This window comes from Alishewanella sp. HL-SH06 (genome assembly GCF_052656265.1).
Genome location: NZ_CP199752.1, coordinates 3,163,466 through 3,190,178 on the forward strand (window position 1 = coordinate 3,163,466; position 26,713 = coordinate 3,190,178).

A 26,713-nucleotide genomic window follows, 5' to 3' on the forward strand; every position below is an offset into this window, starting at 1 on the left:
AACACTTATGTCTTTTACCATTTGGGTTGATGCTGACGCTTGCCCTACTGTGATTAAAGAAATTTTATATCGCGCTGCCGAACGTAAACAATGCCCGCTCATTCTGGTGGCCAATCAACCGCTACGGACGCCACCCTCGGCCTATATTAGTAGCCTGACCGTCAGTAAAGGTTTTGATGAAGCCGATAATGAAATAGTGCGGCGTTGCCAAGTGGACGATCTGGTGATCACGGCGGATATTCCGCTTGCTGCCGAGGTTATCGCCAAAGGCGGCTTGGCACTCAACCCTCGGGGTGAGCGTTATCACGCCGATACCATCAAGCAAAAACTCACTATGCGTGACTTTATGGAAACGCTGCGCGCCAGTGGTATTCAATCGGGTGGCCCCGCCACGCTCAATCAGGCTGATCGACAAGCCTTTGCCAATCAATTAGATCGCATTTTACAAAGCCGCACGCTCTAAAACCTTGGCTTAATCTGCGGCTAAAGCGGGGCCAAAGGCGAGTTTTTGCTCAGAGGAAAAGCGCCGTAACTCGGCGCTGATCGGATCGATAAAACTGACTTCAGCGGCTAATAATTGCAACGGCTGGCTAAAATCGCCGCTATTTTTAGGTTTTAACACGGGATAATAGGCATCGTGTAAAATCGGCCAGCCTAAACTTTGCATATGTAAGCGTAATTGATGCGTTTTACCGGTATGTGCTTGTAACTGGAACACCCCTAAACCGGCCTCAACCTTAAGCAAGCGGATCGTTGATGAGGCGTTTGGCTCGCCAGCACAAATTTTATTTAAAAACCGGGGCTGGCTTTTCTCAATCCGATTATGCAGCTGCCATTGTTGCGGCAGTGCATCATGAAACTGCGCCACCTCTGCCACCGCATAATAGGTTTTACTGATCTGCCCAGCACTAAATAACCGACTATAAAGCGCACGGCTGTCGGCTTGCAGGCTAAATAACACCAAACCCGCGGTATCGCGGTCTAAACGATGCAGAGGCACTAAATCTTGATTGCCGGTGTCTGTTTTTAAACGTTGCAACAGGCATTCATTAACAAAGCTGCCCCCTGGGGTAACCGGCAAAAAATGCGGTTTATCGGCCACTAATAGGTGCGCATCTTGATAGATAATACGATGTGCAAACGGGACCACCGGCTCGGTTTCGACTTCGCGGTAATAGCAAAGCCGCCGACTGGGTAAAAAAGCGGTATGCTCGTTAATACACTCGCCTTGATACCAATGCACTTTACCCTGTTGAATGCGCTGTTGCCAAATTGCAGCCGAGACGCCTGGAAACTTCGCGATTAAAAATGCCAATACCGTCGGCCATCCCGCATTATTTGCCGGTAGGGTAATTTCTGAAGCTTGGGTTGCAATACTCACAAAGTCACTCGCGCCTAAGGCCTGCCGTTCACAAAAAGAGCGCGAATTTTAGCATAAAAGCCCGTACAATACGCGCCCGTTAGCAAGCACAGCACCGCAAACACGCGCGCAAGAGGATGCACCATCATGGCCAACGCCATCTTAGAATTACGACAACGTGAGCTACTTAAAGCCACGCGGGTGTTTAATGCTCGGGGGAGTAAGGTGCGCCGCTGTGAAAACTGTTTATTGCCCGCGACCGCATGTATTTGTGCGCTTCGCCCCGCGCCACAAGCGCGCGCGGCTTTCTGCTTTATTATGTACACCGGCGAATGTTACAAACCCACCAATACCGGCCGACTGATTTGTGATATTGCCGCCGATAGCCATGCCTTTGTTTGGGATCGCACCCAGCCAGATGCCGCTTTATTAGCACTACTCCACGATCCCAAATATGTGCCTATTGTGGTGTTCCCACAACAATATGCTGCGCCAGAGCGCTGTATAGCTGACGCCAACGCGCTGGCGCAAGCCACCGCTGAGCGCATTCCGCTGTTTGTGATGCTAGATGGCACTTGGCGCGAAGCCAAAAAAATGTTTCGCAGCCCGTATTTAGCAACATTACCGGTGCTGGGTATTCAACCCACTCAAGCCAGTGATTATGTGCTGCGTGAAGCCGCTCATTTACATCAACTTTGTACCGCTGAGGTCGCCATTGCCGTGTTAGAACTGGCAGCTGAACCGTTGGCAGCCAAAGCCCTGCGTGACTACTTTGTACAGTTTCGCCGTGCCTATATAAAAGGTAAGCCGCATCTGGCTGAGCCTGATAGCCGTTTCTAAAGTGAGCATTAGCGTTTTATCTGCTTGCGCTGTGATTAGCGGCATAAAAAAGGGCAGCCACTGGCCGCCCAACGTCAGATTAACCTGACCACGTTGCGAAAGTAAGACACAATTTGACGCTTAGAACTGGTTCATCGTGTTATGCGAACCACCGGCTTTTAACGCAGCATCACCAGAGAAGTACTCTTTGTGATCATCACCAATATCAGAACCTGACATGTTTTGGTGTTTCACACAGGCGATACCTTGACGGATTTCTTTACGTTGTACGCCTGCAACATAACCCAGCATACCGGCGGCACCAAAGTACTCTTTCGCCAAGTTATCTGTCGACAGCGCTGCCGTATGATAAGTAGGTAAAGTAATTAAGTGGTGGAAAATACCCGCTTCACGCGCCGCATCAGCTTGGAAAGTACGGATACGGTTGTCGGCCTCTAGAGCTAATTCCGTTGTATCATACTGCTCTGCCATTAAGCCGGCACGATCATAAGCTGAGACGTCTTTACCTGCAGTTTTCCATGCATCGAACACTTGTTGACGGAAGTTAAGCGTCCAGTTAAAAGATGGGCTGTTGTTATAAACCAACTTAGCACCAGGAACCACTTCACGGATCCGGTCAACCATTTCCTTGATTTGACCGATATGTGGTTTTTCAGTTTCAATCCACAGTAGGTCAGCACCGTTTTGCAGTGATGTGATACAGTCTAGTACCACACGATCCACACCTGAACCGGCTTTGAACTGGAATAAGCCACTGGCTAAGCGTTTTGGTTTTAACAGCTTACCATTGGCTTTAACCACCACATCACCGTTGGCAATATCATCAGCGCTGCTAATGTAATCACCATCTAAAAAGCTGTTGTATTGGTCGCCCAAGTCGCCTGGCTCGTTGGTCACGGCAATTTGCTTGGTTAAACCGGCACCTAATGAATCGGTACGGGCAACGATAACACCGTCATCTACCCCTAACTCTAGGAAAGCGTAACGTACGGCATTAATTTTTGATAAGAAGTCGGCATGCGGCACGGTGACTTTTCCGTCTTGGTGACCACACTGTTTCTCATCCGATACTTGGTTTTCAATTTGAATGGCACAAGCCCCGGCTTCGATCATTTTTTTCGCGAGTAAGTAAGTGGCTTCTTCGTTACCAAAACCGGCATCGATATCGGCAATGATCGGTACTACGTGCGTTTCAAAGTTATCGATTTTGTTTTGTACTGCGGCAGTTTTAGCGGCATCACCGGCAGCACGTGCGCCATCTAGATCACGGAACAAGCCGCCTAACTCACGCGCATCAGCTTGTTTTAAGAAGTTGTACAATTCAGCAATTAAAGCCGGTACTGAAGTTTTCTCATGCATAGATTGATCGGGTAAAGGGCCAAACTCTGAACGCAGTGCTGCAATCATCCAACCGGATAAGTATAAGTATTTACGCTTGGTGCTACCAAAGTGCTTTTTAATGGCGATCAGTTTTTGCTGACCAATAAAACCATGCCAGCAGCCTAATGACTGGGTGTATTGGCTGCTATCCGCATCGTAAGCGGCCATATCTTCACGCATAATTTTTGCGGTGTATTTCGCAATATCTAAACCCGTGTGAAAACGATTTTGTAAACGCATGCGAGCTGCATACTCTGGGCTGATAGCATTCCAGCCTTTTTCTTTGCCACATAACGCTTCGACTTGTTGCACGTGTTCTGAGTAAGCTGACATAGTGTTTCCCTCTTAAACAATTTTTCGTAACTGGGTTGGTGTGCTTTCACTATAGCCAACAAAACTTTAATTCATAAAGCTGATTTTTATGATGCTCGTCATTTATTTTGTGAATGTTAGTACCACAGCTTGGGTCTTGCTTTGGCCAATGTTATGATTCAGAACACGAATAATATTGCTGCTGAGTATTTTACTGATGAATATTAATAAGATGGACTTAAACCTGTTGGTTTACTTGGATGTATTGCTGCGAGAACAGAATGTGACTCGGGCGGCGAACCAATTAAACATCACTCAGCCAGCGATGAGTAATGGTTTAAAACGCTTACGTGATTTGTTAAACGATCCAGTATTAGTGCGCACCTCAGAAGGCATGGTGCCCACTGAACGCGCCCGCGAATTAGCGCCTATAGTGCGTGGTGTATTGCTCACCCTAGAAGAAACCTTACAGCCCAATAAAGATTTTGAACCGTCACAAAGCCAACGGGTTTTTCGTATTATGGCCAGTGATTATGCGGCCTCAACCTTGATCCCCGCCTTGTTGAAAAAGCTACGCGTACAAGCGCCGTTCAGCAGCTTAGATATTATGACACCGTCAGATGTTAACTTTCATGATGTGGAAAATGGTAAGGTCGATATGGCGATTAACCGCTTTGATCATTTACCGCAGTCGTTCCATCAAAAAACCGTTTGGCGAGATAGTTTTTCTTGTTTAATCAACCGCCAAAATCCTGTGTTACAGAGCTTCAATTTGGATAGCTATTTAAAATCCCAACATATTTGGGTCAGTAAAACCGGTTTTGGTGTTGGCGTAGGGATGGATCCAAAAGACGTACAGAAGCTCGGTTGGGTTGATGAAGCGCTGGCCAAATTAGGTAAGCAGCGTAATATTACCGTTTTTACCCGAAACTATCATGTTGCCATGCATTTAGCGGTCAGTATCGATTTAATTGCCACCTTGCCCAGTAGAGCCGCTAGACTATATGAGAACGACGCTAACATGGCCATCATGGATCCGCCCTTTGCTATCCCACCGATTGAACTGAAGATGATCTGGAGCCCCCTGTTACACCAGGATGCCAGCCATATCTGGTTTCGACGCTTAATTGCCGAAACCGCCGAAGAGCTCAAATAAAAAAGGGCGCTAAATCGCGCCCCAAAATGGTTACGTCAGGTTAATCAAGCAACTGATAAGCCGGCAGGGTTAGGAAATCTGTCAGTTCATCAGCTGTGGTAATGTCTAGCAATAAGGCTTGCGCCCGAGCAAAATTCTGGCTTTGCCACACTTCTGCCCCAACTTCTGCTAACACCACCTTTGCCTCTTCCTCTAAAAAAGAAGCAAATAGGGCTTTGGTAACAAGTTTACCGTTACTTAACTCTTTACCATGTTTAATCCATTGCCAAATGGAAGTGCGAGAGATTTCCGCTGTGGCGGCATCTTCCATTAAGCCATAAATGGGCACACAACCTTTGCCGCTGATCCACGCCGCTAAGTATTGCAAGGCAACGCGGATGTTAGTACGCATGCCCTCTTCCGTACGATCACCATCACAGGGCGCGAGTAATTCGGCAGCGGTGATCGGTGCATCGTCAGCACGTGATACGGCTAACTGGTTAGTGTTATCACCTAAGTACTTGGCAAACACACCGTTAGCCGTAGCGGCTAAACCAGGGTGTGCCACCCAAGTACCATCATGGCCATTACTCGCTTCCAATTCTTTATCCGCGGTCACGCGCTCTAAAATCGCGGCATTCACCGCCGGATCTTTTGCCGGAATAAAGGCCGCCATGCCGCCCATGGCTAAAGCGCCACGTTTATGACAAGTTTTAATGAGTAAGCGAGAGTAAGCACTTAAAAACGGCTTATGCATAGAAACGACCTGCCGATCGGGTAACACGCGATCCGGATGGTTGTTTAATGTTTTGATATAACTGAAGATATAATCCCAACGACCACAGTTTAATGCCACGATATGGTCTTTCATCATATAAAGGATTTCGTCCATTTCAAAAGCCGCTGGCAGCGTTTCGATCAACACAGTCGCGCGGATCGTCCCAATAGGCACAGCAAAACGTTGCTCGGTGTAACGGAAGATATCATCCCACCATTTCGCTTCTAAATGGCTTTGTAATTTGGGTACGTAGTAATACACCCCGGTGCCATTTTTCAGGCGGGTGCGATAGTTATGATAAAAATACAAAGCAAAATCGACCAAGCCACCGGGGATCGGTTCACCTGCCAATTCAATGTGCTTTTCCCATAAATGCAAGCCACGCACACGGGCAATTAATAAAGCGGGATGCTCTTTTAGCGCATAATGTTTGCCGCTTTGTGGATCGGTATAACTGATCGTGCCAAGGTTAGCATCGCGTAAATTGATTTGCCCTTCCACCATGCCATCCCAACTGGGTGTTTGCGAATCTTCAAAATCCGCCATAAACACTTTAACATCCGCATTTAACGCGTTTATGATCATTTTGCGTTCTACCGGCCCAGTAATTTCGACACGACGATCTTGTAAATCAGCGGGTAAAGCGGCCACTTGCCAATCGCCATGGCGGATCGCTGCCGTTTCTGCTAAAAAGTCAGGTAAAGCACCGGCATCATATTTGGCTTGGCGTTGTTGCCGTGCGCTTAACAGCTCTTTTAACGGCGGGCGGAATAATTGAGCAAGCTCTGCGACAAATTCGCAAGCCGCTGGCGTTAAAATTTCTTGATAGGCTTCAGGCATTGCGCCTTTGATAGTCAGCGCGCCACAAGTTGTTACTGCTGCCATGATCGTGTCCTTGTACTATTTCAGATGCAGTAACTATAAGCCTAAATTACATATAAATACCATTAATGAAGATGATGGCTGGCATCAATTCAAAAAATAACCTTGTTAGCACCGCATTAAAAATATTGGCACAGCTTATGCTTGTTTGAACTCATCGTTCTTGCTGTCAATTCTTTGTCGGAGGTAAGCATGGAGTTTATCATGCTGTTATTAGTGCTACTGGTCGTGGTTATTGCTTTGGTTGCCAGTCGTTTTATTGACAATAGTAACCCGTTCCAAGTGCAGCGGAAGGCTGCGTTGTTTAGTCCGGTTGAACGTTCTTTTTTGGGTTTATTAGATAAAGCAGTACAAAATGACTATCGTATTATGAACAGAGTGCGCTTAGCCGATGTCTTAGATATCAAGGCCAGTGTCTCTGACAAAAACCGGCGCAGCACCCAGTTAAAGCTTAATGCCAAATATCTCGATTATGTCTTGTGCGAACCTGAAACGATGAAAGTGGTGGCGGTACTTGACTTAGTTAATCCACAAAATAAAGAAGGGCACAAAGCCGTACCAGATTGGTTTGTAAGTGGTGCGCTTGATGCAGCTGGCGTGCCTTATTTACGTATTGCTATTAAGGCAGGTTACACCGTAACCGAATTACAAGCGGCACTCGCGGTTAAACTGGGTAAACCGGCACCGAAAGTGGAACCCTTATTAAAAGGTTTAGTGAAAAAAGGCCCTACCCGGCCAATCCGTACTGTTAAGCCGGCTTTGGTGAATACCGCCCTATCAGGCCGTTTAATGTCACCGGCTTTATCAAAGTCACAAATTAAAGCGCAATCTACCGCGCTAGTCCAAGTTTCTTAACGCTTTGGAGAAATGAGTCACTCCGCGCTAAGATCGAATGCCGCCTGCTGCAACAGGCGGCATTCACCTTTTTTAATAAGGCAAAAAAATGCCTAAAGTTTGCCAACCGCTTGCCGATAACCAGATGACCTGTTGCTAATAGGAGGTTCTATGAGTCAATCCGTTGGCGCACTTGCGTCTGCTCAGGCTTTTGAAGTGCTGGGCGCTGTGATGGCAAAGAAACAACAAGAACAGCAAGGGCAAATGGCCACGAGCTTAGTACAAAATGCTATGCAAAGTATTGAGCCTACTGCCGCTGCACAATCTGTTGGAAATCTTGGCCAGAACATTAATGTGACGGTATAACGCAGCTCAGGAAGAGCGGTTAAGTAATAAGGCCAGCAGATGCTGGCCTTATTTTTTGAGTTAAACAGCGGTGCTTTTTAGCTGTAAGGCGTTACCTGAAAAACGAATGCCATTCCAACCGGTGATCAAAAAATTGCGAATATTTTGATGATCGGCACCATTAGGAGTGGCCATTACCTGGCGATAATGCTCACCAAATAACTGTAAGGTTTGCGGTTCCGATAACTGGTGTAACAGACCAAATGCAAAGATTTTGCAGGAACCGTTGTTCTGATCGGCGGCATTAGTCACTTCGCCATTTTCAAAAGCCACGGCAGTAAAATCATAGTGTTTATCAATAACGGCCATAGTTTGCGCAAAACTAATGCTGTCAGGCTCGGTACTTAACTGGATAAAAAAATCGTCTAACATAGTATCACTTCCGCTGTCGCGCTAGCCAAGTACTCAATATTAAGAGTTGGCTGACGCAACTGCAATGCTTTGCGCCAGCCACGGGTAAATATATTCTGTGCAAGCTGCGGGCAACAACGGCTAACTGTGGGCTGATTTAAAACTGATAGGTCATACCAAAACGAAAAACGTTTTTCGTGTCACCGCTATTTAACGACAACGTACTTCTTAGGGCCCAGTCTGGGCTGAAGTAATAAGCAATTCCGGCCGTAGCACTGCCATAGTTATCGCCTAAGGTGTGATAACTGGCTTCTGTTAATAACTCAACTTGTGGCGTTAACGGATGGCGAGCGCCTATACCGAAAAAAGCACCGGTATCATCACGATCACCGCTGACGCCATCAATACCCGCTTGCAAGTAAGTTTGGCTGTTCGGTGTAAAGTCGAGTTTAAACCCACTGAGATAAGTCACGCCGAAACGAAAGGCATTGAAGTCTTGTGATGCCACCGTTTGTGGGCTGAACTCGCCCTGTAATACCCAGGATGGCGCTACGCGTAATGACCCTTCTATATAAGGTCCGTCTCCTGCCGCATCGGTATAACCTAAACCAAGATAATCCCAACGAATATCTGAGTTCGCTTGTACGGTGGCCGCAGCACTACTGAATAACATTATACAAATTAGTTGTTTTTTCATGACAATCTCCAATCATCTTATCGGCATGACCGATACAGCAAGGTTACTGACTGGCACTTTAGCGCTCACGCCTTAATGCTAACTGAACTGCCATCGTTCTACTTTATTGAAGATTAGTCGGCACTTTTTGCAATTTTCATTCGATTGCTTATCCGGTTTAATCATCTTAACTATTTAAGGAGACATTATGCGTAAATTAAAAACGCTTATACCTGCCGTGACAGTATCAGACGGTGCTGGGGTAAAAATAAAACGCAGCTTAGGACAATCTGCTGACTTCAGGTTGGATCCTTTTTTAATGCTCGACTGTTTTGGCTCGGAACAAGCGGATGATTATATTGCCGGTTTCCCCGCACACCCTCACCGCGGTTTTGAAACGGTGACTTATATGCTTGATGGCCATATGTTGCATAAAGATCACTTGGGTAATCAAGGTCACCTAAAAAGCGGCGGTGTACAATGGATGAGTGCCGGAAGAGGCATTATTCACTCGGAAATGCCGCAGCAAGAATCTGGATTGATGCGCGGCTTTCAACTGTGGATTAATTTGCCCGCCAAAGAAAAAATGAAAGAAGCCGCTTACGTTGATATCAACCCTACGCAAATACCGGTAGTACAAGCCGCTGACGGTATTCGCGTTAAAGTGATTGCTGGCAACTTTTGTTATCAAGACCAACAGGTGCAAGGTCCGATCCAAGGATTAAGTACGGAACCCGTCTATTTTGATATTCATTTATCGCCTGGTGCTCAGCTACAGTTACCGCTGCCTGATGGTCATAACGCCTTACTGTATCCTTATGAAGGAACTTTAGAGCTGCACAGCGCTGAGCAACAGATTACCTTACCTGAGCATCAAGCTGCAGTATTATCAACACAAGGTGCGGTATCGCTCAGCGCAAAAACCTCGGTACGCTTTCTTGTGCTCGCCGCCCGGCCCATTGCTGAACCTATTGTGCAATATGGTCCTTTTGTAATGAACACCATGGCTGAGATCCAACAGGCGGTTAGCGATTATCAACATGGTCGCCTGACCTCTGGTCAGGCCATGCAGCCGATCCCGTTGCAGCAATAACCGGTTGTTTTAGCGTAATCCGCACGTTTGACAGGAAAGGCAATGCTTTTCACTGCCACCCCGTTTATACTAGCGTTTTTTTACTTGCCTAGGCGGGACCATGCAATTAATCGGCATTATTGGCGCAATGGAACCTGAAATTGCGCTGTTACAGCAACAAATTGAATTAAATCGTACAGAAAAGTTAGGCGGCTATACTTTTTACATCGGTACTTTAGCCGGTAAAAATGTCGTTTTAGTGCAATCAGGTATTGGTAAAGTTGCCGCAGCCGTGGCCACAACCTTAATGATTTGCCAATTTAAACCTGACTGCATCATCAATACGGGGTCGGCTGGCGGTTTTGATCCTGAATTAAGCGTCGGCGATGTCGTGATCAGTACCGAAGTACGGCATCATGATGTTGATGTGACCGCTTTTGGATATGAAATGGGCCAAGTACCACAAATGCCAGCCGCCTACAAAGCGCACCCCGCGTTAATGGCGGCCGCTGAACAAAGCATTGCTGCGTTAGGCTTTTGTAAAACCAAAAAAGGCTTAATTGCCACCGGTGATAGCTTTATGTGTGATCCTGAACGGATTGCCCAAACACGACAACATTTTCCCAGCATGCTAGCAGTTGAAATGGAAGGCGCGGCCATTGCACAAAGTTGTCATATGCTGAATACCCCTTTTGTGGTGATCCGCAGCCTTAGTGATATTGCCGGTAAAGAATCACCCGATTCTTTCGAAGCCTACTTAGAAGTTGCAGCCAAAAACAGTTCAGCCATGGTAATGGAAATGTTGGGCGCTATCGCTGACTTAAACCTGTAACCTGCGTTGCTGATGGCAAACGAATTTGCTCTATCGCTGATCATACTGGTCGCGGCCCTGCTGCTTGCTCGGCTGCTACCTATTCCACTGATTTATCATCCACTCAGCTTTTATGCCGCATTTTGCCGAGCCTTAGCGCGCAAGGTTCATCCTGATCCAACACGTGCCAGCAGTCAGCAACGTCTCTCCGGTGGCTTGGCTTTATTTGTCGCCGTTAGCATCCCTTTAGCCTTGCTGGTTGGCTTATATTTATTGGCCAGTTGGCCGCCATTGATTGATGTGATCGTGTTACTTTGTTGTTTAAACTGGCAACCTTATGTGCGGCAAACCGAAAAAATCATCATCAGCTTGGAAAAGTCTTTATTTAGCTTAGCGAAAACTCAAGCGCGCTTATTGCTGCTCAGAGATACCGCGCAGTTAAGCCAAATGGGCTTAGTCAAAGCATTACTCGAAAGCCTTTGCCTGAGGTTTAGCCAGCAAATCATCGGTATCATGTTTTGGTATCTGCTCGCCGGTGCCGCGGGGGTGCTGTGTTATCGATTGAGTCAAATAGCCAGCCAGCAATGGTCCGTTAAGTTAGAGCAGTACCAACATTTTGGCCAAGCCGCAGCGCAAGTGCAACAAGGGTTGAACCTGTTACCTTATTGGCTGAGTACTGCGCTGTATTGGCTACAGCGTCATTCTCGCAGAGCGCCAACACTGTTAGCGTCTAAAGGTGCAACGATGCCCAAAGCGAAATTAGGGTTATTAATTCGGCTAAGCCAAACCTTGCAGGTGAGTTTAGCTGGGCCACTCTATTACCGCAAACAACGGGTCGATCGCCCGCGTTTGCAACAAGCTTATGAACCGGATATCGCCGATTTACGTCGTATTTTGCGTTTACAACAGCATCAGTTTAATTTGTTATTACTCTGTTTTGCGGCAATCGCCGGTTTAATCTTGTTCTTTAACTTAGGGTAAGCCTGCTACACTCTTTCAAGATGACTTACCGCACCGAATAACAAAACTGGACAAACAACGCTAGCAAGGTATATGTTGCATAAACTTAAGCAATCAGTGTTTTTTTGCAAAAAAATTAACAAGGGTAAGGGAAATCGTGTTGTGAAATGGCTCCTAACTGTGTTTTTACTGTTGCTTACCAGTCTGGCACTCAATGCACACACTCAGTTTTTGTCGTTAACGCCAAAGCAAGGCTTATCTCAGGGCACAGTGCGTAAACTGCATTTAGATAAAGACGGCTTTCTTTGGCTCGCCACCGCCGGAGGTATTAACCGCTTTGACGGCAATAGCGTTCACGAATTACACGCCAAACAATATCGCCTTTCTGAAATTGCCTTTAGTGAATTGTTAGAAGACAGCCAAGGGCGACTTTGGGCCAGTGCAAATCATACCGGGTTATATCTGTTAGACCCTGCAGCCGGTCAATTCGAATTATTTTTCACTCCACCGCGTGAGCTAACACACTCCACAAAATCGACGATCATGACCGTGATCGAACGCGATGCCGACAGGCTATTATTGGTCGTCAATGATGCGGTCTATCAATTACAGCTCAGTGACAAATCTTGGCAGAAAATATTTGATTTAACGCAGATAGGCCAAGACCAAGGTTGGATCCGCCATATCGCGTTACAGCAACAGCAGTTATTTATTGGTGCTTTTAACGGCTTGATCTTGTTTGATTTGCAAAGCAACGAGCATCACTCTATTCCCTATTTGCCCGCGAACCAAGCTAGTATCAATGCAGACCAATCTCATGTCAAAAGCCTGTTAATTAGTGATGAGCAGCTTTATGTGGGCACGGTTTCTGGTTTATTTCAACTGCCACTTAGCGCCATTTCTGCCTATATTGAGCAAGGTACGCCCATTGAGGCAACGCCGATGCTTGCTGAACATAATATTTGGAAGTTAAAAAACCACAACAAGCAGGTTTGGATCGGAACCGATCAGGGGCTTTACCAATTAGCGCCCTCTGCCAAGCAACCCGAATTGACTTTACGTTTTTCTGACAGTGATCTGCTGATAGCCGATCACTCAGTAATAGATTTTGCTCACGATAAACAAAACGGTATCTGGTTGGCGAGTCGTGAAGATGGCGCTTATTATTGGCATCCGAAAACCCAAGCATTTCGTTATCTAGCGTCAAGCAAAGGTAGTGGCTTTAGTAACGATCGTATCACGCAACTATGGCAACAAGATCAGTATCTGTGGCTTAGCAGCTTTAATGGTCTTAATCGCTACAATTTAGATACCGAAGAAAGCCAAAGCTTTTTAAAAACCGACGGCCCGCACACCCGAACGCCTGAAAGTCACATTCACCATTTCTTGCCTGGCAGCCAAGGTGAGCTATGGTTACAAGTCAGCGGGGGGATCCGACGTTTTGATACTCAAACACTCAGTGTGACTGTGCCTAGTATGGCTGATAGCAGCCAGCAAAAGCTTCTCGCTTCAGGTGCACAATTAGAACTTTATCATGCTGCCGATAATAGCCTGATTATTAGCCAACAAAAAAACCTTTATCGTTACCACATTGATACTGGGCTCATTACGCCTCTAGAGCAGCTTAACCAACAACTGCCGATGGCTTATTGGGGGCGTATTCTCGGCCAATTACCGGATCAAAGCTGGCTACTTAGCCTGGCAGGTCAACTTTGGCATTATCAGCCTGATACCGAAAAACTGCGCTTAATTTATCAACACAGTGATTATCAACCACAACTAAATCGTTATGCCACTTCAATGCAAATTGATCAAAACGGCACCTTGTGGGTAGGTATGCGAGGCATTGGCTTACTCAGTTTCAATTTAGAGAATTTAACGCTGCAGCAATTGTTTTCGGTTGATAACAAGTTGATGAGTAATGAGGTTTTTTCGTTACAACTGGATGAAGCGGGTGATCTTTGGTTTGCCTCACGACAAGGTTTGTTTCGACTGGAGCATGACAACCTACAACTGGAATTTTTTAACCAAGCCGATGGCCTAGCTTTTAATGAGTTTTACGATGGTGCTAACACCAAATTAGCGGATGGTCGTTTGGTCTATGGGGGAATGCGCGGTGCTATTATCGTCGAGCCTAAGCTATTAACCGCCAATAATGCTCCGTTAAAAGTGACCATCACAGAATTCAGCGTGTTATCAGGCAAGCTTCAAACCATTCAAGGCTCGTTAAATAATCGTCAATTTCAGTTATCACATAATGATTCTGGCTTAAAAATTCATTTTAGCGCCATGTCTTTTCATAATAACCATAAAATTGCTTATCGCTATTGGCTCAAAGGCGAACAAAATAATATCTATCCAGAACAATTTACCAATCAGGTACTATTTCCCCAGTTACCCCCTGGTCATTATCAATTTTATGTCAGTGCTATTGCCCCATTAACCGGAGAGCAGAGTGCACCGGCAAGCCTTAGTTTTATTATCGCTCCCCCGCTGTGGCGCTCGACACCTGCCTATTTTATGTATGCCTTGTTGTTTGGCAGTATTTTTTTATTATATTGGCAAAAACGCCGGCAGCAGCAAAACTTATTACGCCAAGCCAATCAGCAGATCCAACTGAGTGAGCAACGTTTAACACAAGCTTTAGCCTCGGTAAATGCTGGCGTATTTGAGTGGCTGGCTAAGCATAATCACTTAATCTCGACTCGTTACGCGCTGGTTTTAGGATATGAAAATCCACTGCAAAGCATGCACTTAGAGCAACATTGTCAATTGATCCATCAAGATGATCGACAAGAATTTTTACAACAATGGCGAAAACTGCAACACGATCCTAGTTTTATGCTAGATGTCACTTACCGTATCCGGCATCAAGATAGCCGTTGGTTATGGTTCCGCGATCAAGCGCGGGTTACCGCAGTAGACGATGACAACAAACCGAAAAAAATCTTAGGCACCTTTAGTAACATTACAGAAACTAAAGCCAATAAAGAAAAAGCGCGACTCTTTGGCGAAGCCTTCCAACAAACGCGGGATTGGGTGGTAATCCTCGATACACAGCAACGTATCATTGCCGCTAACCATTCTTTTGCGCAGGCTTTTGGCAGTGTCGATACTTATGTCGACACACCACGAGTGCATCATTTGGGTATCAGCCTAGTACGGCGACGCTTTTACACTCGTTTATTACGTAACATGCAAAAAGGCGAGCATTGGCAAGGCGAAGAGCGCGTGATCACGCCCGATGGCAAAGAACGGCCAACCTTAATCAATATCAGTGCGGTGGGTGAGCAAGGCTTGTCTTTCTTTGTGTTGGTGTTTACCGATATCACCGCACAGAAAGCGGCCGAAGCTGAACTACGCTATCTGGCTAACTATGATGCGTTAACCGGCCTACCTAATCGTGCGTTGTTAATGGATCGCATTATGCACGGTATTGATAAAACTCGCCGTGAACAGCGTTCTTTAGCCTTATTTTTTATAGATTTAGATCGCTTTAAGCATATTAACGATTCTCTTGGTCACGATATTGGCGACCTAATGCTAAAAGAAGTGGCTCGACGCTTAAAATTAACGCTGCGCGATACCGATACGGTTGCACGCTTGGGCGGTGATGAATTTGTCGTGTTACTTGAAGGCTATAAATCTACAGATAACCTCAGCCATGTTGCACGTAAAATGCTGGCGGTGATTAGCGAACCCATGCAACTGGGTTCAGAAAATATTGGTGTGTCGCCCAGCATTGGCATAGCGGTATTCCCTGACGACGCTTTAAATGGCACGGAATTAATGAAACACGCCGATGTGGCGATGTATCATGCCAAAGAAGCCGGTCGCAATAATTTTCAGTTTTTTATGAAAGCGATGAACGAAAAAGCCCACATGCAACTGGCTCGCGAATCACGCTTACGTAAGGCGGTTCAAAAACAAGAGTTTATTAACTACTATCAACCCATCATCGATGCCAATACCAATCGCCTAGTCGGCGCTGAGGTGCTGTTGCGTTGGCAAAGCCCAGACGGCATGATTTCACCGGCAGACTTTATTCCACTTGCAGAAGATTTACGCTTAATCGTTAATATGACACAGCAACTCATCGAGCGGGCTTTGCAAGATATGGTTAGCTGGCGAGCTGATAAGCATGAGGTTTACTTATCGATTAACTTATCAACGCAGCATTTAGAGCAACCGAAACTTGCGGAAACTGTGATCGAATTATTAAACAAGTACCAGTTACCCGTACAATGCTTGCGCTTTGAAATTACCGAAAGCGCGCTGATGCGCGATCAGCAAAGTGCCATCCTGACCATGCAATCGTTAAGCGATGCCGGCATTAAATTGGCCTTGGATGACTTTGGTACCGGTTATTCCTCGTTAAAATATTTAAAAGAGTTGCCTCTGGATGCGATTAAAATCGATCGCAGCTTTGTGCAAGACATTGGTGTGGATCATAACGATGAAGCCATTATCGATGCCATGCTGAGCATGTCTTACAGCCTTGGGCTGTATTGTGTTGCCGAAGGGGTTGAAACCGAGCAACAATTATCATTTTTTAGGCAACGTAATTGCTCGTTAATACAGGGCTTTTTATTCAGCAAACCGCTACCTAATGCTGAGTTTATCGCCTTACTTAACTCGGGTCGGTTTGCCGGTTAGTCGCTGTCGAATATAAACTGATTTTTTCGTGATTCGCAAAGCGCGAGCAGATTTTCAAGTCGTCACCGCGTTATACTAAGCACCTTGATGTTTTATGGAACACGCCATGGCTCCTCACCTGCTAAAAGGTGCTCTACTTTTGCTGTTAGCTGAAGCCTGCTTTGCTGGCATAGGTGCGGTAGTAAAATTTACCAGTGAAACCGCTAGCGAAGCGCAAGTGGTGTTTTTCCGCAACTTTTTTGCCTTACTGCTGATGCTGCCTTTTTTATACAAACATGGCTTTAAAATGCTGAAAACGCAGCGTTGGTATCTGCATGCCAGCCGGGCGTTAACCGGCATTACAGGTATGTATTGCTTTTTTTATGTGCTTGCACGCCTGCCACTGGCACAAGGCATGTTGGTATTATTACTCTCGCCGTTTGTCGTGCCGATCATTGCCCGTTTTTGGTTAAAGGAACGCCCATCGCGTTTGACCTTATTTGCTATTTTATTGGGCTTTGTCGGCGTAGTATTAGCTTTACCGACACCCGATGCGGCGTTAAATGCGGTGTTGCTCGTTGCACTTGGCTCGGCTGTATTAGTAGCCATTACCAAAACCACCATTCGTTATATGTCGGATACCGAACCGGCTGTGCGTATCGTCTTTTATTTTTCACTGCTTACCGCCATCTTATCGGCCATTCCGCTCCCTTTCTATTGGCAGCCACTAAACCAAGACGTTTGGCTTGCTTTTATTACTATGGGCATCTTAGCCGCCATTGGTCAACTGGCGATGACCCGTGCCTATGCCATTGCCCCAGCAAGTGATATTGGCATGTGGACCTACAGCAGCGTAGTGTTTGCCGGTGCTTTTGGTTATTTGATTTGGCAAGAGCCCGTCACCATGAGTTGGGCAGCGGGCGTGCTGGTAATTTTTTATGCAGGTTACATCACTACCCGACAGCGATTAATTTGATTAAAAGACTTTTGCAGCTGTCTCTGGCACTGAGCGGTCAGACAGGCTAAAATACGCTCCCTTTTTTAGACGCATTAACACAGGTAACCACTGACAATGGGTAAAAAGCTGCATATTAAGACCTGGGGCTGCCAGATGAACGAATACGACTCATCAAAAATGGCCGACCTACTGGATGCAACGCATGGCTACACTTTGACCGAAGAGGCAGAAGAAGCTGATGTGATTCTGCTTAATACCTGCTCTATTCGGGAAAAAGCCCAGGAGAAAGTGTTCCATCAGTTAGGTCGCTGGCGTCCACTGAAAGAAAAAAATCCCGATTTGATCATTGGTGTCGGCGGCTGTGTGGCTTCGCAAGAAGGCAAAGCGATCCGTGAGCGCGCGCCCTATGTCGATATCGTGTTTGGCCCACAAACGCTCCATCGCTTACCCGAGATGATCAATTCAGTGCGCGGCTCACATTCTCCTGTGGTCGATGTGTCGTTCCCTGAAATCGAAAAATTTGACCGCTTACCTGAGCCAAAAGCCGATGGTCCAAGCGCTTTTGTCTCTGTGATGGAAGGCTGCTCTAAATATTGCACTTTCTGCGTGGTGCCTTATACCCGTGGTGAAGAGGTCAGCCGACCGTTAGATGACGTGTTATTTGAAATTGCCCAACTGGCGCAACAAGGTGTGCGCGAAGTTAACTTACTGGGACAAAACGTCAACGGTTACCGCGGTGCAACCCATGATGGCAGTATTTGTCATTTTTCTGAGCTGCTGCGCTTAGTAGCCGCCATTGATGGTATTGACCGCATTCGATATACCACTTCACACCCGGTTGAATTTACCGACGATATTATTGAAGTGTATAAAGACGTGCCTGAACTGGTCGATCATCTGCATTTACCGGTGCAGTCAGGTTCAGACCGGGTGTTAAATTTGATGAAACGCGGCCATACCGCCATAGAGTACAAAGCGCAGATCCGTAAATTAAAGAAAATACGGCCTAACCTGAGTATGTCATCAGACTTTATTATCGGCTTTCCAGGTGAAACCGATGAAGACTTCCAAGCGACCATGGATTTAATTCAGGCCATTGGCTTTGATATGAGCTTTAGCTTTATCTATAGCGCCCGCCCAGGTACGCCAGCAGCCGATTTACCGGATGATGTAACCGAAGACGCGAAAAAGCAGCGCTTATATATCCTGCAAGATCGTATCAACCAACAGGCACTGAAAATTGCCCGTGGCATGTTAGGTACCGAACAGCGTATTTTGGTGGAAGGCCCTTCTAAGAAAAATATTATGGAATTAACCGGCCGAACCGAGAATAATCGCGTAGTAAACTTTGAAGGCTCACCCGATATGATTGGCGGTTTTGTTGACGTGAAAATTACCGATGTGTTCAGTAATTCTTTACGTGGCACCTTAATTCGTACTGAGGCTGAGATGGGCCTGCGCCGTGAAATTGCGCCGCAACAAATTCTTGCACGTCAGCCAAAAACTGACGACCTAGGTGTAACTCACTTTGTTCCCTAAGCGAACTGGACAATAAAGAGAAATTTATATTGAATAGTGACAGTAGTTATAGCACTGAATTGCTGATGGAGCCGGTTGATCACCGGCGCCTGACGCTACTTTGTGGCCCGTACGACGATAATCTGAAACACTTAGAACGCCGCTTACAGGTTAATATTAGCCACCGTAATGGCACCATGCGAATTGAAGGCCAACAACCGAATGTCGAAGCCACTATCGACATCTTGCAAGAACTCTATTTACTGACCGCGAATGCCGAGCAGCAACAAGACGGTATTACCCCAGAACAAGTGCACTTGATGATCAGCGAACACGTTGAAATTGAGTATCAAGATACTGAACCCGGCAGCCGCCAGAAAGAATTTAGCTTAAAGACCAAAAAAGGCCTGATTAAACCGCGTAATCCTAACCAAGCGGCTTATGTTGCTAATGTGCTGCAACATGATGTGTGTTTTGGTGTTGGCCCTGCCGGTACCGGCAAAACCTATTTAGCGGTAGCGTGTGCCGTTGATGCTCTAGAAAGCGGCCTGGTTAAACGCATTATCTTAACGCGGCCCGCAGTCGAAGCGGGTGAAAAGCTCGGTTTCTTGCCTGGTGATTTAGCCCAAAAAGTCGATCCTTACTTACGGCCTTTATATGATGCGTTATTTGAAATGCTTGGCTTTGAAAAGGTTGAAAAATACCTTGAGCGCGGCGTCATTGAAATTGCACCCTTGGCTTACATGCGTGGGCGAACCTTAAATGATGCCTTTATCATCTTGGATGAAAGCCAAAATACCACCACCGAGCAAATGAAAATGTTTTTAACCCGCATTGGTTTTAGTGCCAAAGCCGTGATCACCGGTGATATAACGCAAGTCGACTTACCGCGTGGCCAATACTCCGGTTTAAAACATGCCATTGATGTGCTGTCTACCGTGCCAGAAATCAGCTTTAACTTCTTCAATGCCAAAGACGTGGTACGCCACCCTATTGTGCAACGTATTGTGCAAGCCTATGAAGCTTTTGAAGCGGCAAACCCAAAACCGAATGGCCCTGAGCAGCGGGAATTTAGAGCAAAATGAGCATCACCTTAGATTTACAGCTGGCCAGCTCTGCAAAAAATTTACCTAGCGAAGCGCAATTTCAACAATGGCTAAACGCAGCTGTAATGCCATTTCAAGCTGAGGCTGAGGTGACCATTCGTGTGGTAGATAATGCCGAAAGCCAACAACTGAATGCCCAATATCGCGCGAAAGATAAACCCACCAATGTGCTGAGTTTTCCATTTCAATGTCCACCGGGCGTAGAATTAAGTTTGCTCGGTGATTTAATCATTGCTGCCGACGTAGTGGCCGCCGAAGCGAGCGAACAAGAAAAACCCTTGTTTGCACATTGGGCCCATATGGTAGTGCACGGGTGCTTGCATTTATTGGGATTTGACCATATAAATGATGAGGATGCCGTTGAAATGGAAGCCGAAGAAATTCAGATCCTCGCGCAGTTAGGCATAGCCAATCCCTATTTATTGGATGACGAATAATTTTTATTATTTTAACGGAGCACAAGTTCACTGATGAGTGAAGACAACCCCCACTCTAGTCGCGGTTCTGCGAGTCGCAGTTGGTTAGAACGTATCGCCAACATTTTCAACGCAGAGCCTCAAGATCTGTCTGATTTGGAAGATATTATTAGCGAAGCGGCTATGCGTGAGCTAATTGATACCGATACCAAAGATATGTTGCAAGGTGTTTTGGACGTGTCAAAAATGCGCGCTCGGGACATTATGATCCCACGCTCACAAATGGCGACCATTGACATAGAGCAGCCCCTGTCTGAAGTGCTACCCATTTTGTTGGAAAATAATCATAGCCGTTATCCGGTGGTCAATGAAGATAAAGACCATATCGAAGGCATATTGATTGTAAAAGATATCCTGCAATATGCGTTGGATGACAAGAATAACGATTGGCAGTGGAGTAACCTCGTTCGCCCTGCTGTGATTATTCCTGAAAGCAAAAAGGTCGATGCCTTACTGCGTGAATTTCGGCAAAAACGCTATCATATGGCCATTGTGGTTGATGAGTATGGCGGTGTTTCAGGCCTAGTAACCATTGAAGATATCTTGGAACAAATCGTCGGTGAAATTGAAGATGAACATGATGATCACGAAGATCATGACATCAAAAAGATGGCTTCTCGGGTATTTCAAGTCAGTGCGTTAACCCCTTTAGATGAATTTAATGAAAGCTTCGGCACCTCTTTTGACGAAGAAGATGCCGATACCATCGGCGGTATCGTGTTGCATGCTTTTGGACATATGCCCGCCCGAGGTGAAAGCATTACGCTGGGCGATCTTAAATTCAAAGTAAGCAAAGCCAACAGCCGGCGTTTAATGCAACTTCAAGTGATTCAACCGCGCAAATCGGAAGAAGAAGGAAACTAATCATTTTGCGTTCTGGCTTATCTCGCTTGGCACTGCCGCTGGTTTTACTGGCGGCAGGCGCACTGAATACCTTGGCTTTTACGCCCTATCATTTGTGGTGGCTGCCGTTTTTTACCTTAGCGCTATTAGCGCTGGCTATTCGACACAGTAAGCAACCACGTCAAGCCGCTATTGCCGGTTTTAGTTATGGTATCGGTTGGTTTGGTGTCGGTATTAGCTGGGTGCATGTCAGTATTGATCAATTTGGTGGCTTGCCGCTGATTGCCAGTTTAGGTTTGATGGCGCTGTTAGTGGGCTACCTCGCGTTATTCCCTGCCCTCGCAGCCTGGTTAACCCGCCGTTTTGCCAATGCACTGCCCTTGCCGTTATTATTCGCTGCTAGCTGGATTTTCACTGAATGGCTACGCAGTGTGATGCTAACTGGCTTTCCATGGTTATCAATGGGTTACAGCCAAACAGATTCACTATTACGGCATTGGGCACCATTAATTGGCGAAATTGGACTTAGTTGGCTGATGGTGTTTATCGCCGCCAGCGCCAGTTTGTTGTACAAATCTTCCTTAGCACGCTGGCAGCAAGCCAGTTTTCTGATGACTGCGGTTATGCTGGTTGCTATCAGCCCACTACTTGCCACACTAAAAGGCTGGCAGTTAAGCGGTCAAACAGTATCTGTGTTGTTGGTACAAGGCAATATCAAACAAGATTTGCGCTGGGCGCCAGAGCAAGAATGGCCGACCATGTTGAAATACCTTGATCTCACTCGGCCACATTTAAGCGAACATCAAATTATTATTTGGCCAGAAGCGGCGATACCGCAATTAGAACCATTAGCCATCGATTTTCTAGAGAACCTCGATAGCTCTGCAACCTACAGCAACACTGCCCTTATCAGCGGCATTATCGATTATCGACATAAAACCGGCGAAGCTTGGAATAATCTTATTGTATTGGGTAAGCAACAGCCCGACGCTGAGCGCGGTCACTATTTTTATGGCCATACTAATCGTTTTAGCAAACATCATTTGTTACCGATTGGCGAATTTGTGCCTTTTGAGCAGCTATTACGTCAGCTCGCTCCGATTTTCGATCTCCCGATGAGCTCCTTTAGCCGAGGTAGCTATGTGCAGCCGAATCTTATCGCCAATGGTGTACATTTATTACCGGCTATCTGTTTTGAAATAGCGTTTCCGGCACAAATCCGTGCCAATTTTACTGCCGATACCCAGGTATTACTGACGGTCAGTAATGATGCTTGGTTTGGCGACAGCATTGGCCCCCATCAGCATTTGCAAATAGCGCGTATGCGCGCCTTAGAATTTGGCCGCCCAGTACTGCGAGCGACCAACAATGGCATTACCGCTTCTATTGCCGCATCTGGAGAGATCCGGGAGCGCGCCCCCCAATTTACCGAAGCACTGGTGAGTGATCAGTTACCTTTAACCACCGGACGTACGCTATACAGTACGCTGGGAGATCTGCCGGTGTTTTTACTTAGCCTACTAAGCTTGCTTACAGCAGCTTGGCGTGGTCGCCAACAGCACAGTTTGAAGCTTTAACTTAGCGATTGTTACACTCGCCGTCATCTTTATTTAATCCCACCCCTTGCCACACGCTAACATCGGTTTGCTCTTAGCCAATGTGACCTTGTAACAAATATGCCGCTATGCGTTTAGGTTCGAGGTACATTCGCGATTAATTTTATACAAAAGATTATTTATGTTTGCTTTTTAGGCGACAACTTCCCAAAACCGCTTTAGTTGCGATAAACAAGAATTTAATGAGTTTAGACGGTGGCGGCGCCAACAACACAGAAGAAAACGCCTTTAATAACTTTACCAATAATGGCGGCTTAGTGTTAGCGGCAGCCGGTAACGACGGAAACTCAGTGCGCTCTTATCCGGCAGGTTATGCCTCGGTAATGATGATTGGCGCTAATGATGCCAATAATCAAATTGCTTCTTTCTCGCAATATCCCTCTTGTAGCTCAGGCTCAGGTAAACGCAGTGTCACTCATGAAGGCTTTTGTGTTGAAGTAGCCGCAGGCGGTGTAGATACGCTTTCTACCTACCCTTCTGGCGGTGCCTCCATGGCAGCTTTGACCGCAGGCAATAATGGTTATGCCGCCTCTGCCATGGAAAATACCGGCGAAGCTTCAGGCAGTACTTTCTTTATGGGTGAAGCCACTGCCACTAACAGCGGCACGTCGGGTAAGGTCTGTATGATTGACCGTGGCACTATTTCTTTCCATGACAAAGTGAAAAACTGCCAGTTATCCGGTGGTATCGGTGCTATTTTAATTAATAATGCGCCGGGCATGTTTTACGGTACTTTAGGAGCGGGCACTACGAATACTATGTCAATCCCTGTCGTGGGCGCAGCCTTTGAAGATCGTTCAGCCTTACTGAGTGCCGCCACAGCCAGTATCAACGTAGGAGCTTCAGATTACGGTTATATGAGCGGTACCTCGATGGCCACGCCAGCAGTAGCCGGTTTAGCCACGCGTGTATGGTCTAACTTCCCACAATGTACTGGTACGCAAATCCGCAGTGCACTGAAAGCAACAGCCAGCTTACCTAGCGGTGGCGATCCACAGAAATTTGGTAAAGGTATTGTTAAAGCCAAAGCGGCTTATGATTACCTCACCACTTATGGTTGTGCCGGCAACGGTGGGGATTCAGGTGGCGGTGATCCAGAGCCAAAACCAGAGCCATGTAAAGGCGGTCCAAGAAAATGCGGTTAAGCCCGCGCTAAATAAAGAAAGCCGCTGTTAAGCGGCTTTCTTATTTTGTGTTATCACCTTTTCTGTAACTTAAGTCAGTGTTCTTTTTTAAAAGCGAGCTAACGGCTATGCAGCACACCGCCGATAGCTTACTCTTCGGCACTGCCATTAACTAATTCCGCCAACAAGGCTAAACGCGCTCGTGCCTTGGCATTGACTGATTTTTTCGGGTATTGGCCACGTGCATTTCGCTCCCCGGCCAATTGCGCCGTTAACAGCTCCAGTGCTTCATCAACAGTACGCACGGCGTAAATATGAAATTGGCCTGTCGCGACCGCTTCGACCACTTCATGACGTAATACTAAATTTATTTGGTTACTGGCAGGAATAATCACACCTTGCTGCCCGGTCAAACCACGCGATTGACACAGTCTGAAGAAGCCTTCAATTTTTTCGTTAACACCGCCAATCGCTTGTACCTGACCATATTGGTTGATCGACCCCGTTACCGCTAAGCTTTGCAAAATGGGCACTTCAGTAATAGCAGAAATTAAGGCACACACCTCAGCTAAAGAAGCACTATCACCATCGATATGGCCGTAAGATTGCTCCATCGCAATATTGGCGCTAAGTGTCAGCGGGAAGTCTCTGGCATATTTAGAACCCAAATAACCGGTTAAAAGTAATACGCCTTTCGAGTGAATGGCTTTACCGAGTTCGACTTCTCGCTCTATGTCGACCACGCCACTCGAGCCCGCAAACACGGTCGCGCTGATCCGCGCAGGCGTGCCAAAAGCCGTATCGCCAATCTCTAATACGGTTAAACCATTGATCTTACCCACGGCGGCGCCATCGGTATCAATGAGGATCTGCCCTTCTTGAATATCTTCTAAAAAGGCTTCACTAATACGCCCGGTACGATATTGCTTACCCGCTAAGGCTTGTTTAACATGCTCAGCGGTTAATTCTTCAGCTTGTTGCTGTTGCGCGAAATAACACGCCTCACGCACTAATTCCAACACATCGGCAAAACGGGCCGATAACTTGCTTTGATGTTCAGCTTGACGAAAACTAAATAACAACAGCTGTTGCAAACCGCAAGCTGATAGCTGGGCAATGTGCATTTGGCGCATCTGTACCTGAATTTGCTGCGTCATATCACTAACCGTTTCTGCTTGATACGGCAAGTAATGTTCAAAATCGGCCAGTACGCGAAACAGCTCGTTAAATTCATCATCAAGATCTTGTACCAGATAATACAGATCGCGCGAGCCGAGCAGCACCACTTTAACATTCAGCGGGATCGCTTTGGGGGTAATAATCGTCGAGTTAGTTACCGCATGTTCACTAAGGGTGTCGATCACGACTTCGCCCGCTTTTAGCGCTAACTTTAGTGCATCCCAAAGCGCCGGTTGTGACAATAAGCGATCGGCGTCTAAAATAAGATAGCCGCCATTGGCCCGGTGTAATGCCCCTGGGCGGATCATCCGATAGTTGGTGTAAAGTGAACCACTAGAGGAGTTATATTCGACGCGGCCAAACAAATTACCGTAACTAGGATTAGCTTCAAACACAATGGGAGCGCCAGACATGCTTTCATAATGCACCAGCACATTGGGCACAAACTCTTCTATAAAAAATTCACGGCTAATCGGCTCTTCGTTTTTTTCGCCGTCTGATTCATCCGGCAATAATTCCAGCACCGCTTTAATTAAAGGGGTACGCATATCACGCAGATATTTTAATACGCCAAGTTCAGCATTGTAGTCATGTTCTAGCTGCTTCAGCATCGGTTTAATGGCTTGCTCAATAGTGTCTTTACACAACCCTCGCAAGCTCTCGGAGAGCTCACGTTTCCAACGCGGTAATTCTAATAACTCTTCATTGAGGATGGTTTCTAGCTCTGAGACTAAACCGTAAAAATATTGGCGCTGTTCTTCCGTTAACTTAGAAAACTCTTGATCATCTAGAGGTTTACCATCAATGATCGGTGAAAAACTGACGGCGCCGTTTTCTTCGTACAACACCACTTGTTTTTCCAAGGCTTTACTTTCAACCCGATCAATAGCCTCTTCATAGCGCTTATCAAAGGTACGATGAATGGCTTTTTTCTTCCGTTGATAACCTGGGTTATCAAAAGCGGCCGGAAAGGTATCCATCAACTCATCAATCAGCGCTTCGAGTTTTTTGACCAGTTTGCGGCCTTCTCCGGCTAGTAGACGACAGGTACTGGGTACGCGCTCATCATCAAAGTTATTTAGGTAACACCATTCATCTGGCGTGGCTTTTTCACTGGCGGCTTGTTGCAAAATATCATGCACTAGGGTGGAACGCCCTAATGCCTGCTCCCCCATGACATACAAGTTATAACCTGGCATATCCATGCCAATAGCAAACTCTAACGCAGAGCGCGCACGGTCTTGGCCAATAAAGGCCGACGGCAAGGCCGGTTGTTGCAGTGCTGCTGCAATTAATTGGGGATCTAATTGAGGACACAACTGTGTCGGGTGGAGCGCCAGTGACTGATTAAGCTGCGTCATGCATCGCCTTAAAAGGGTTACGTATTGGCCGCTATACTACCAAAAAGCGTCGCGCTCTGCCCAGCGCTAAAGTTTATTATGCGGCTGCCGATAAACAAAAT

The 26,713-nt window shown here is 46.4% G+C and carries 21 protein-coding genes and 1 pseudogene; 16 read left to right on the plus strand and 6 right to left on the minus strand.

The genetic code is table 11. The features are described from left to right. The first annotated feature begins 7 nt into the window (after nucleotides 1-7). Nucleotides 8-463, plus strand: a complete 456-nt coding sequence (locus ACUJFK_RS14655; protein WP_229586433.1) for a YaiI/YqxD family protein — start codon at nucleotides 8-10, stop codon at nucleotides 461-463. Nucleotides 464-472: 9 nt separating this feature from the next. Here ACUJFK_RS14655 and ACUJFK_RS14660 read toward each other — a convergent pair whose 3' ends face one another. Continuing rightward, the gene (locus ACUJFK_RS14660) at nucleotides 473-1,381 is read right to left on the minus strand and encodes a pseudouridine synthase (protein ID WP_226751269.1); all 909 of its coding nucleotides are present in this window, start codon (nucleotides 1,379-1,381) and stop codon (nucleotides 473-475) included. A gap of 126 nt (nucleotides 1,382-1,507) precedes the next feature. Here ACUJFK_RS14660 and ACUJFK_RS14665 point away from each other — a divergent pair, with 126 nt between their 5' ends. Then, the gene (locus tag ACUJFK_RS14665) at nucleotides 1,508-2,200 is read left to right on the plus strand and encodes a tRNA-uridine aminocarboxypropyltransferase (RefSeq protein ID WP_255654558.1); all 693 of its coding nucleotides are present in this window, start codon (nucleotides 1,508-1,510) and stop codon (nucleotides 2,198-2,200) included. A gap of 120 nt (nucleotides 2,201-2,320) precedes the next feature. Here ACUJFK_RS14665 and ACUJFK_RS14670 read toward each other — a convergent pair whose 3' ends face one another. Next, nucleotides 2,321-3,913 carry an isocitrate lyase gene (locus ACUJFK_RS14670; protein ID WP_445425317.1) on the minus strand — a complete coding sequence of 531 codons (1,593 nt, stop codon included), beginning with the start codon at nucleotides 3,911-3,913 and terminating at the stop codon, nucleotides 2,321-2,323. A 196-nt stretch (nucleotides 3,914-4,109) separates the two neighbouring features. On the opposite strand from ACUJFK_RS14670, the gene ACUJFK_RS14675 reads away from it, so the two are divergent. Then, the gene (locus ACUJFK_RS14675) at nucleotides 4,110-5,048 is read left to right on the plus strand and encodes a LysR family transcriptional regulator (RefSeq protein WP_226751267.1); all 939 of its coding nucleotides are present in this window, start codon (nucleotides 4,110-4,112) and stop codon (nucleotides 5,046-5,048) included. A 40-nt stretch (nucleotides 5,049-5,088) separates the two neighbouring features. Here the strand turns inward: ACUJFK_RS14675 and aceB are convergent, their stop codons facing one another. Then, on the minus strand, nucleotides 5,089-6,690 hold the full coding sequence (gene aceB / locus ACUJFK_RS14680; RefSeq protein WP_226751266.1) for a malate synthase A: 1,602 nt from the start codon (nucleotides 6,688-6,690) through the stop codon (nucleotides 5,089-5,091). Between the two features lie 189 nt (nucleotides 6,691-6,879). On the opposite strand from aceB, the gene ACUJFK_RS14685 reads away from it, so the two are divergent. Further along, nucleotides 6,880-7,542, plus strand: a complete 663-nt coding sequence (locus ACUJFK_RS14685) for a DUF2726 domain-containing protein (protein ID WP_226751265.1) — start codon at nucleotides 6,880-6,882, stop codon at nucleotides 7,540-7,542. A 150-nt stretch (nucleotides 7,543-7,692) separates the two neighbouring features. Beyond that, complete coding sequence (locus tag ACUJFK_RS14690; protein ID WP_226751264.1) at nucleotides 7,693-7,887, plus strand: hypothetical protein; 195 nt, start codon at nucleotides 7,693-7,695, stop codon at nucleotides 7,885-7,887. A gap of 60 nt (nucleotides 7,888-7,947) precedes the next feature. Here the strand turns inward: ACUJFK_RS14690 and ACUJFK_RS14695 are convergent, their stop codons facing one another. Continuing rightward, entirely contained in the window at nucleotides 7,948-8,298 is a 351-nt protein-coding gene (locus tag ACUJFK_RS14695; RefSeq protein ID WP_226751263.1) for a HopJ type III effector protein, read from the minus strand. A gap of 136 nt (nucleotides 8,299-8,434) precedes the next feature. Continuing rightward, a complete protein-coding gene (locus ACUJFK_RS14700) occupies nucleotides 8,435-8,974 on the minus strand; it encodes a porin family protein (RefSeq protein WP_226751262.1) in 540 nt (179 codons plus the stop codon). 187 nt (nucleotides 8,975-9,161) lie between these two features. On the opposite strand from ACUJFK_RS14700, the gene ACUJFK_RS14705 reads away from it, so the two are divergent. From ACUJFK_RS14705 to ACUJFK_RS14755, 11 genes and pseudogenes are all read left to right on the plus strand, one after another. Beyond that, nucleotides 9,162-10,046 (plus strand): pirin family protein, encoded by an 885-nt coding sequence (locus tag ACUJFK_RS14705; RefSeq protein ID WP_445425318.1) that lies wholly within the window; start codon nucleotides 9,162-9,164, stop codon nucleotides 10,044-10,046. A gap of 100 nt (nucleotides 10,047-10,146) precedes the next feature. Then, complete coding sequence (gene mtnN / locus ACUJFK_RS14710) at nucleotides 10,147-10,857, plus strand: 5'-methylthioadenosine/S-adenosylhomocysteine nucleosidase (RefSeq protein ID WP_226751260.1); 711 nt, start codon at nucleotides 10,147-10,149, stop codon at nucleotides 10,855-10,857. A gap of 12 nt (nucleotides 10,858-10,869) precedes the next feature. After that, nucleotides 10,870-11,817, plus strand: coding sequence for a cobalamin biosynthesis protein CobD/CbiB (locus ACUJFK_RS14715; protein WP_226751259.1), 948 nt, complete (start codon nucleotides 10,870-10,872; stop codon nucleotides 11,815-11,817). A 141-nt stretch (nucleotides 11,818-11,958) separates the two neighbouring features. Then, entirely contained in the window at nucleotides 11,959-16,452 is a 4,494-nt protein-coding gene (locus ACUJFK_RS14720; RefSeq protein ID WP_445425319.1) for an EAL domain-containing protein, read from the plus strand. A 106-nt stretch (nucleotides 16,453-16,558) separates the two neighbouring features. Beyond that, nucleotides 16,559-17,407, plus strand: coding sequence for a DMT family transporter (locus ACUJFK_RS14725; RefSeq protein WP_226751257.1), 849 nt, complete (start codon nucleotides 16,559-16,561; stop codon nucleotides 17,405-17,407). Between the two features lie 96 nt (nucleotides 17,408-17,503). Then, entirely contained in the window at nucleotides 17,504-18,928 is a 1,425-nt protein-coding gene (miaB, locus tag ACUJFK_RS14730; RefSeq protein WP_229586408.1) for a tRNA (N6-isopentenyl adenosine(37)-C2)-methylthiotransferase MiaB, read from the plus strand. A gap of 29 nt (nucleotides 18,929-18,957) precedes the next feature. Next, nucleotides 18,958-19,992: a PhoH family protein gene (locus ACUJFK_RS14735; protein ID WP_226751255.1), complete on the plus strand. Its 1,035-nt coding sequence runs from the start codon at nucleotides 18,958-18,960 to the stop codon at nucleotides 19,990-19,992. After that, nucleotides 19,989-20,450: an rRNA maturation RNase YbeY gene (gene ybeY / locus ACUJFK_RS14740; RefSeq protein ID WP_226751254.1), complete on the plus strand. Its 462-nt coding sequence runs from the start codon at nucleotides 19,989-19,991 to the stop codon at nucleotides 20,448-20,450. The genes ACUJFK_RS14735 and ybeY overlap by 4 nt, the downstream gene beginning before the upstream one ends. Before the next feature lie 33 nt (nucleotides 20,451-20,483). After that, nucleotides 20,484-21,353 (plus strand): HlyC/CorC family transporter, encoded by an 870-nt coding sequence (locus tag ACUJFK_RS14745; protein WP_226751253.1) that lies wholly within the window; start codon nucleotides 20,484-20,486, stop codon nucleotides 21,351-21,353. A 5-nt stretch (nucleotides 21,354-21,358) separates the two neighbouring features. After that, on the plus strand, nucleotides 21,359-22,909 hold the full coding sequence (gene lnt, locus ACUJFK_RS14750) for an apolipoprotein N-acyltransferase (RefSeq protein WP_445425320.1): 1,551 nt from the start codon (nucleotides 21,359-21,361) through the stop codon (nucleotides 22,907-22,909). Between the two features lie 221 nt (nucleotides 22,910-23,130). Next, nucleotides 23,131-24,093 (plus strand): annotated as a pseudogene (locus ACUJFK_RS14755) (S8 family serine peptidase); the annotation flags it as partial. 128 nt (nucleotides 24,094-24,221) lie between these two features. Here ACUJFK_RS14755 and ACUJFK_RS14760 read toward each other — a convergent pair. Then, the gene (locus ACUJFK_RS14760; protein WP_445425321.1) at nucleotides 24,222-26,612 is read right to left on the minus strand and encodes a Lon protease family protein; all 2,391 of its coding nucleotides are present in this window, start codon (nucleotides 26,610-26,612) and stop codon (nucleotides 24,222-24,224) included. Nucleotides 26,613-26,713 lie beyond the last annotated feature (101 nt).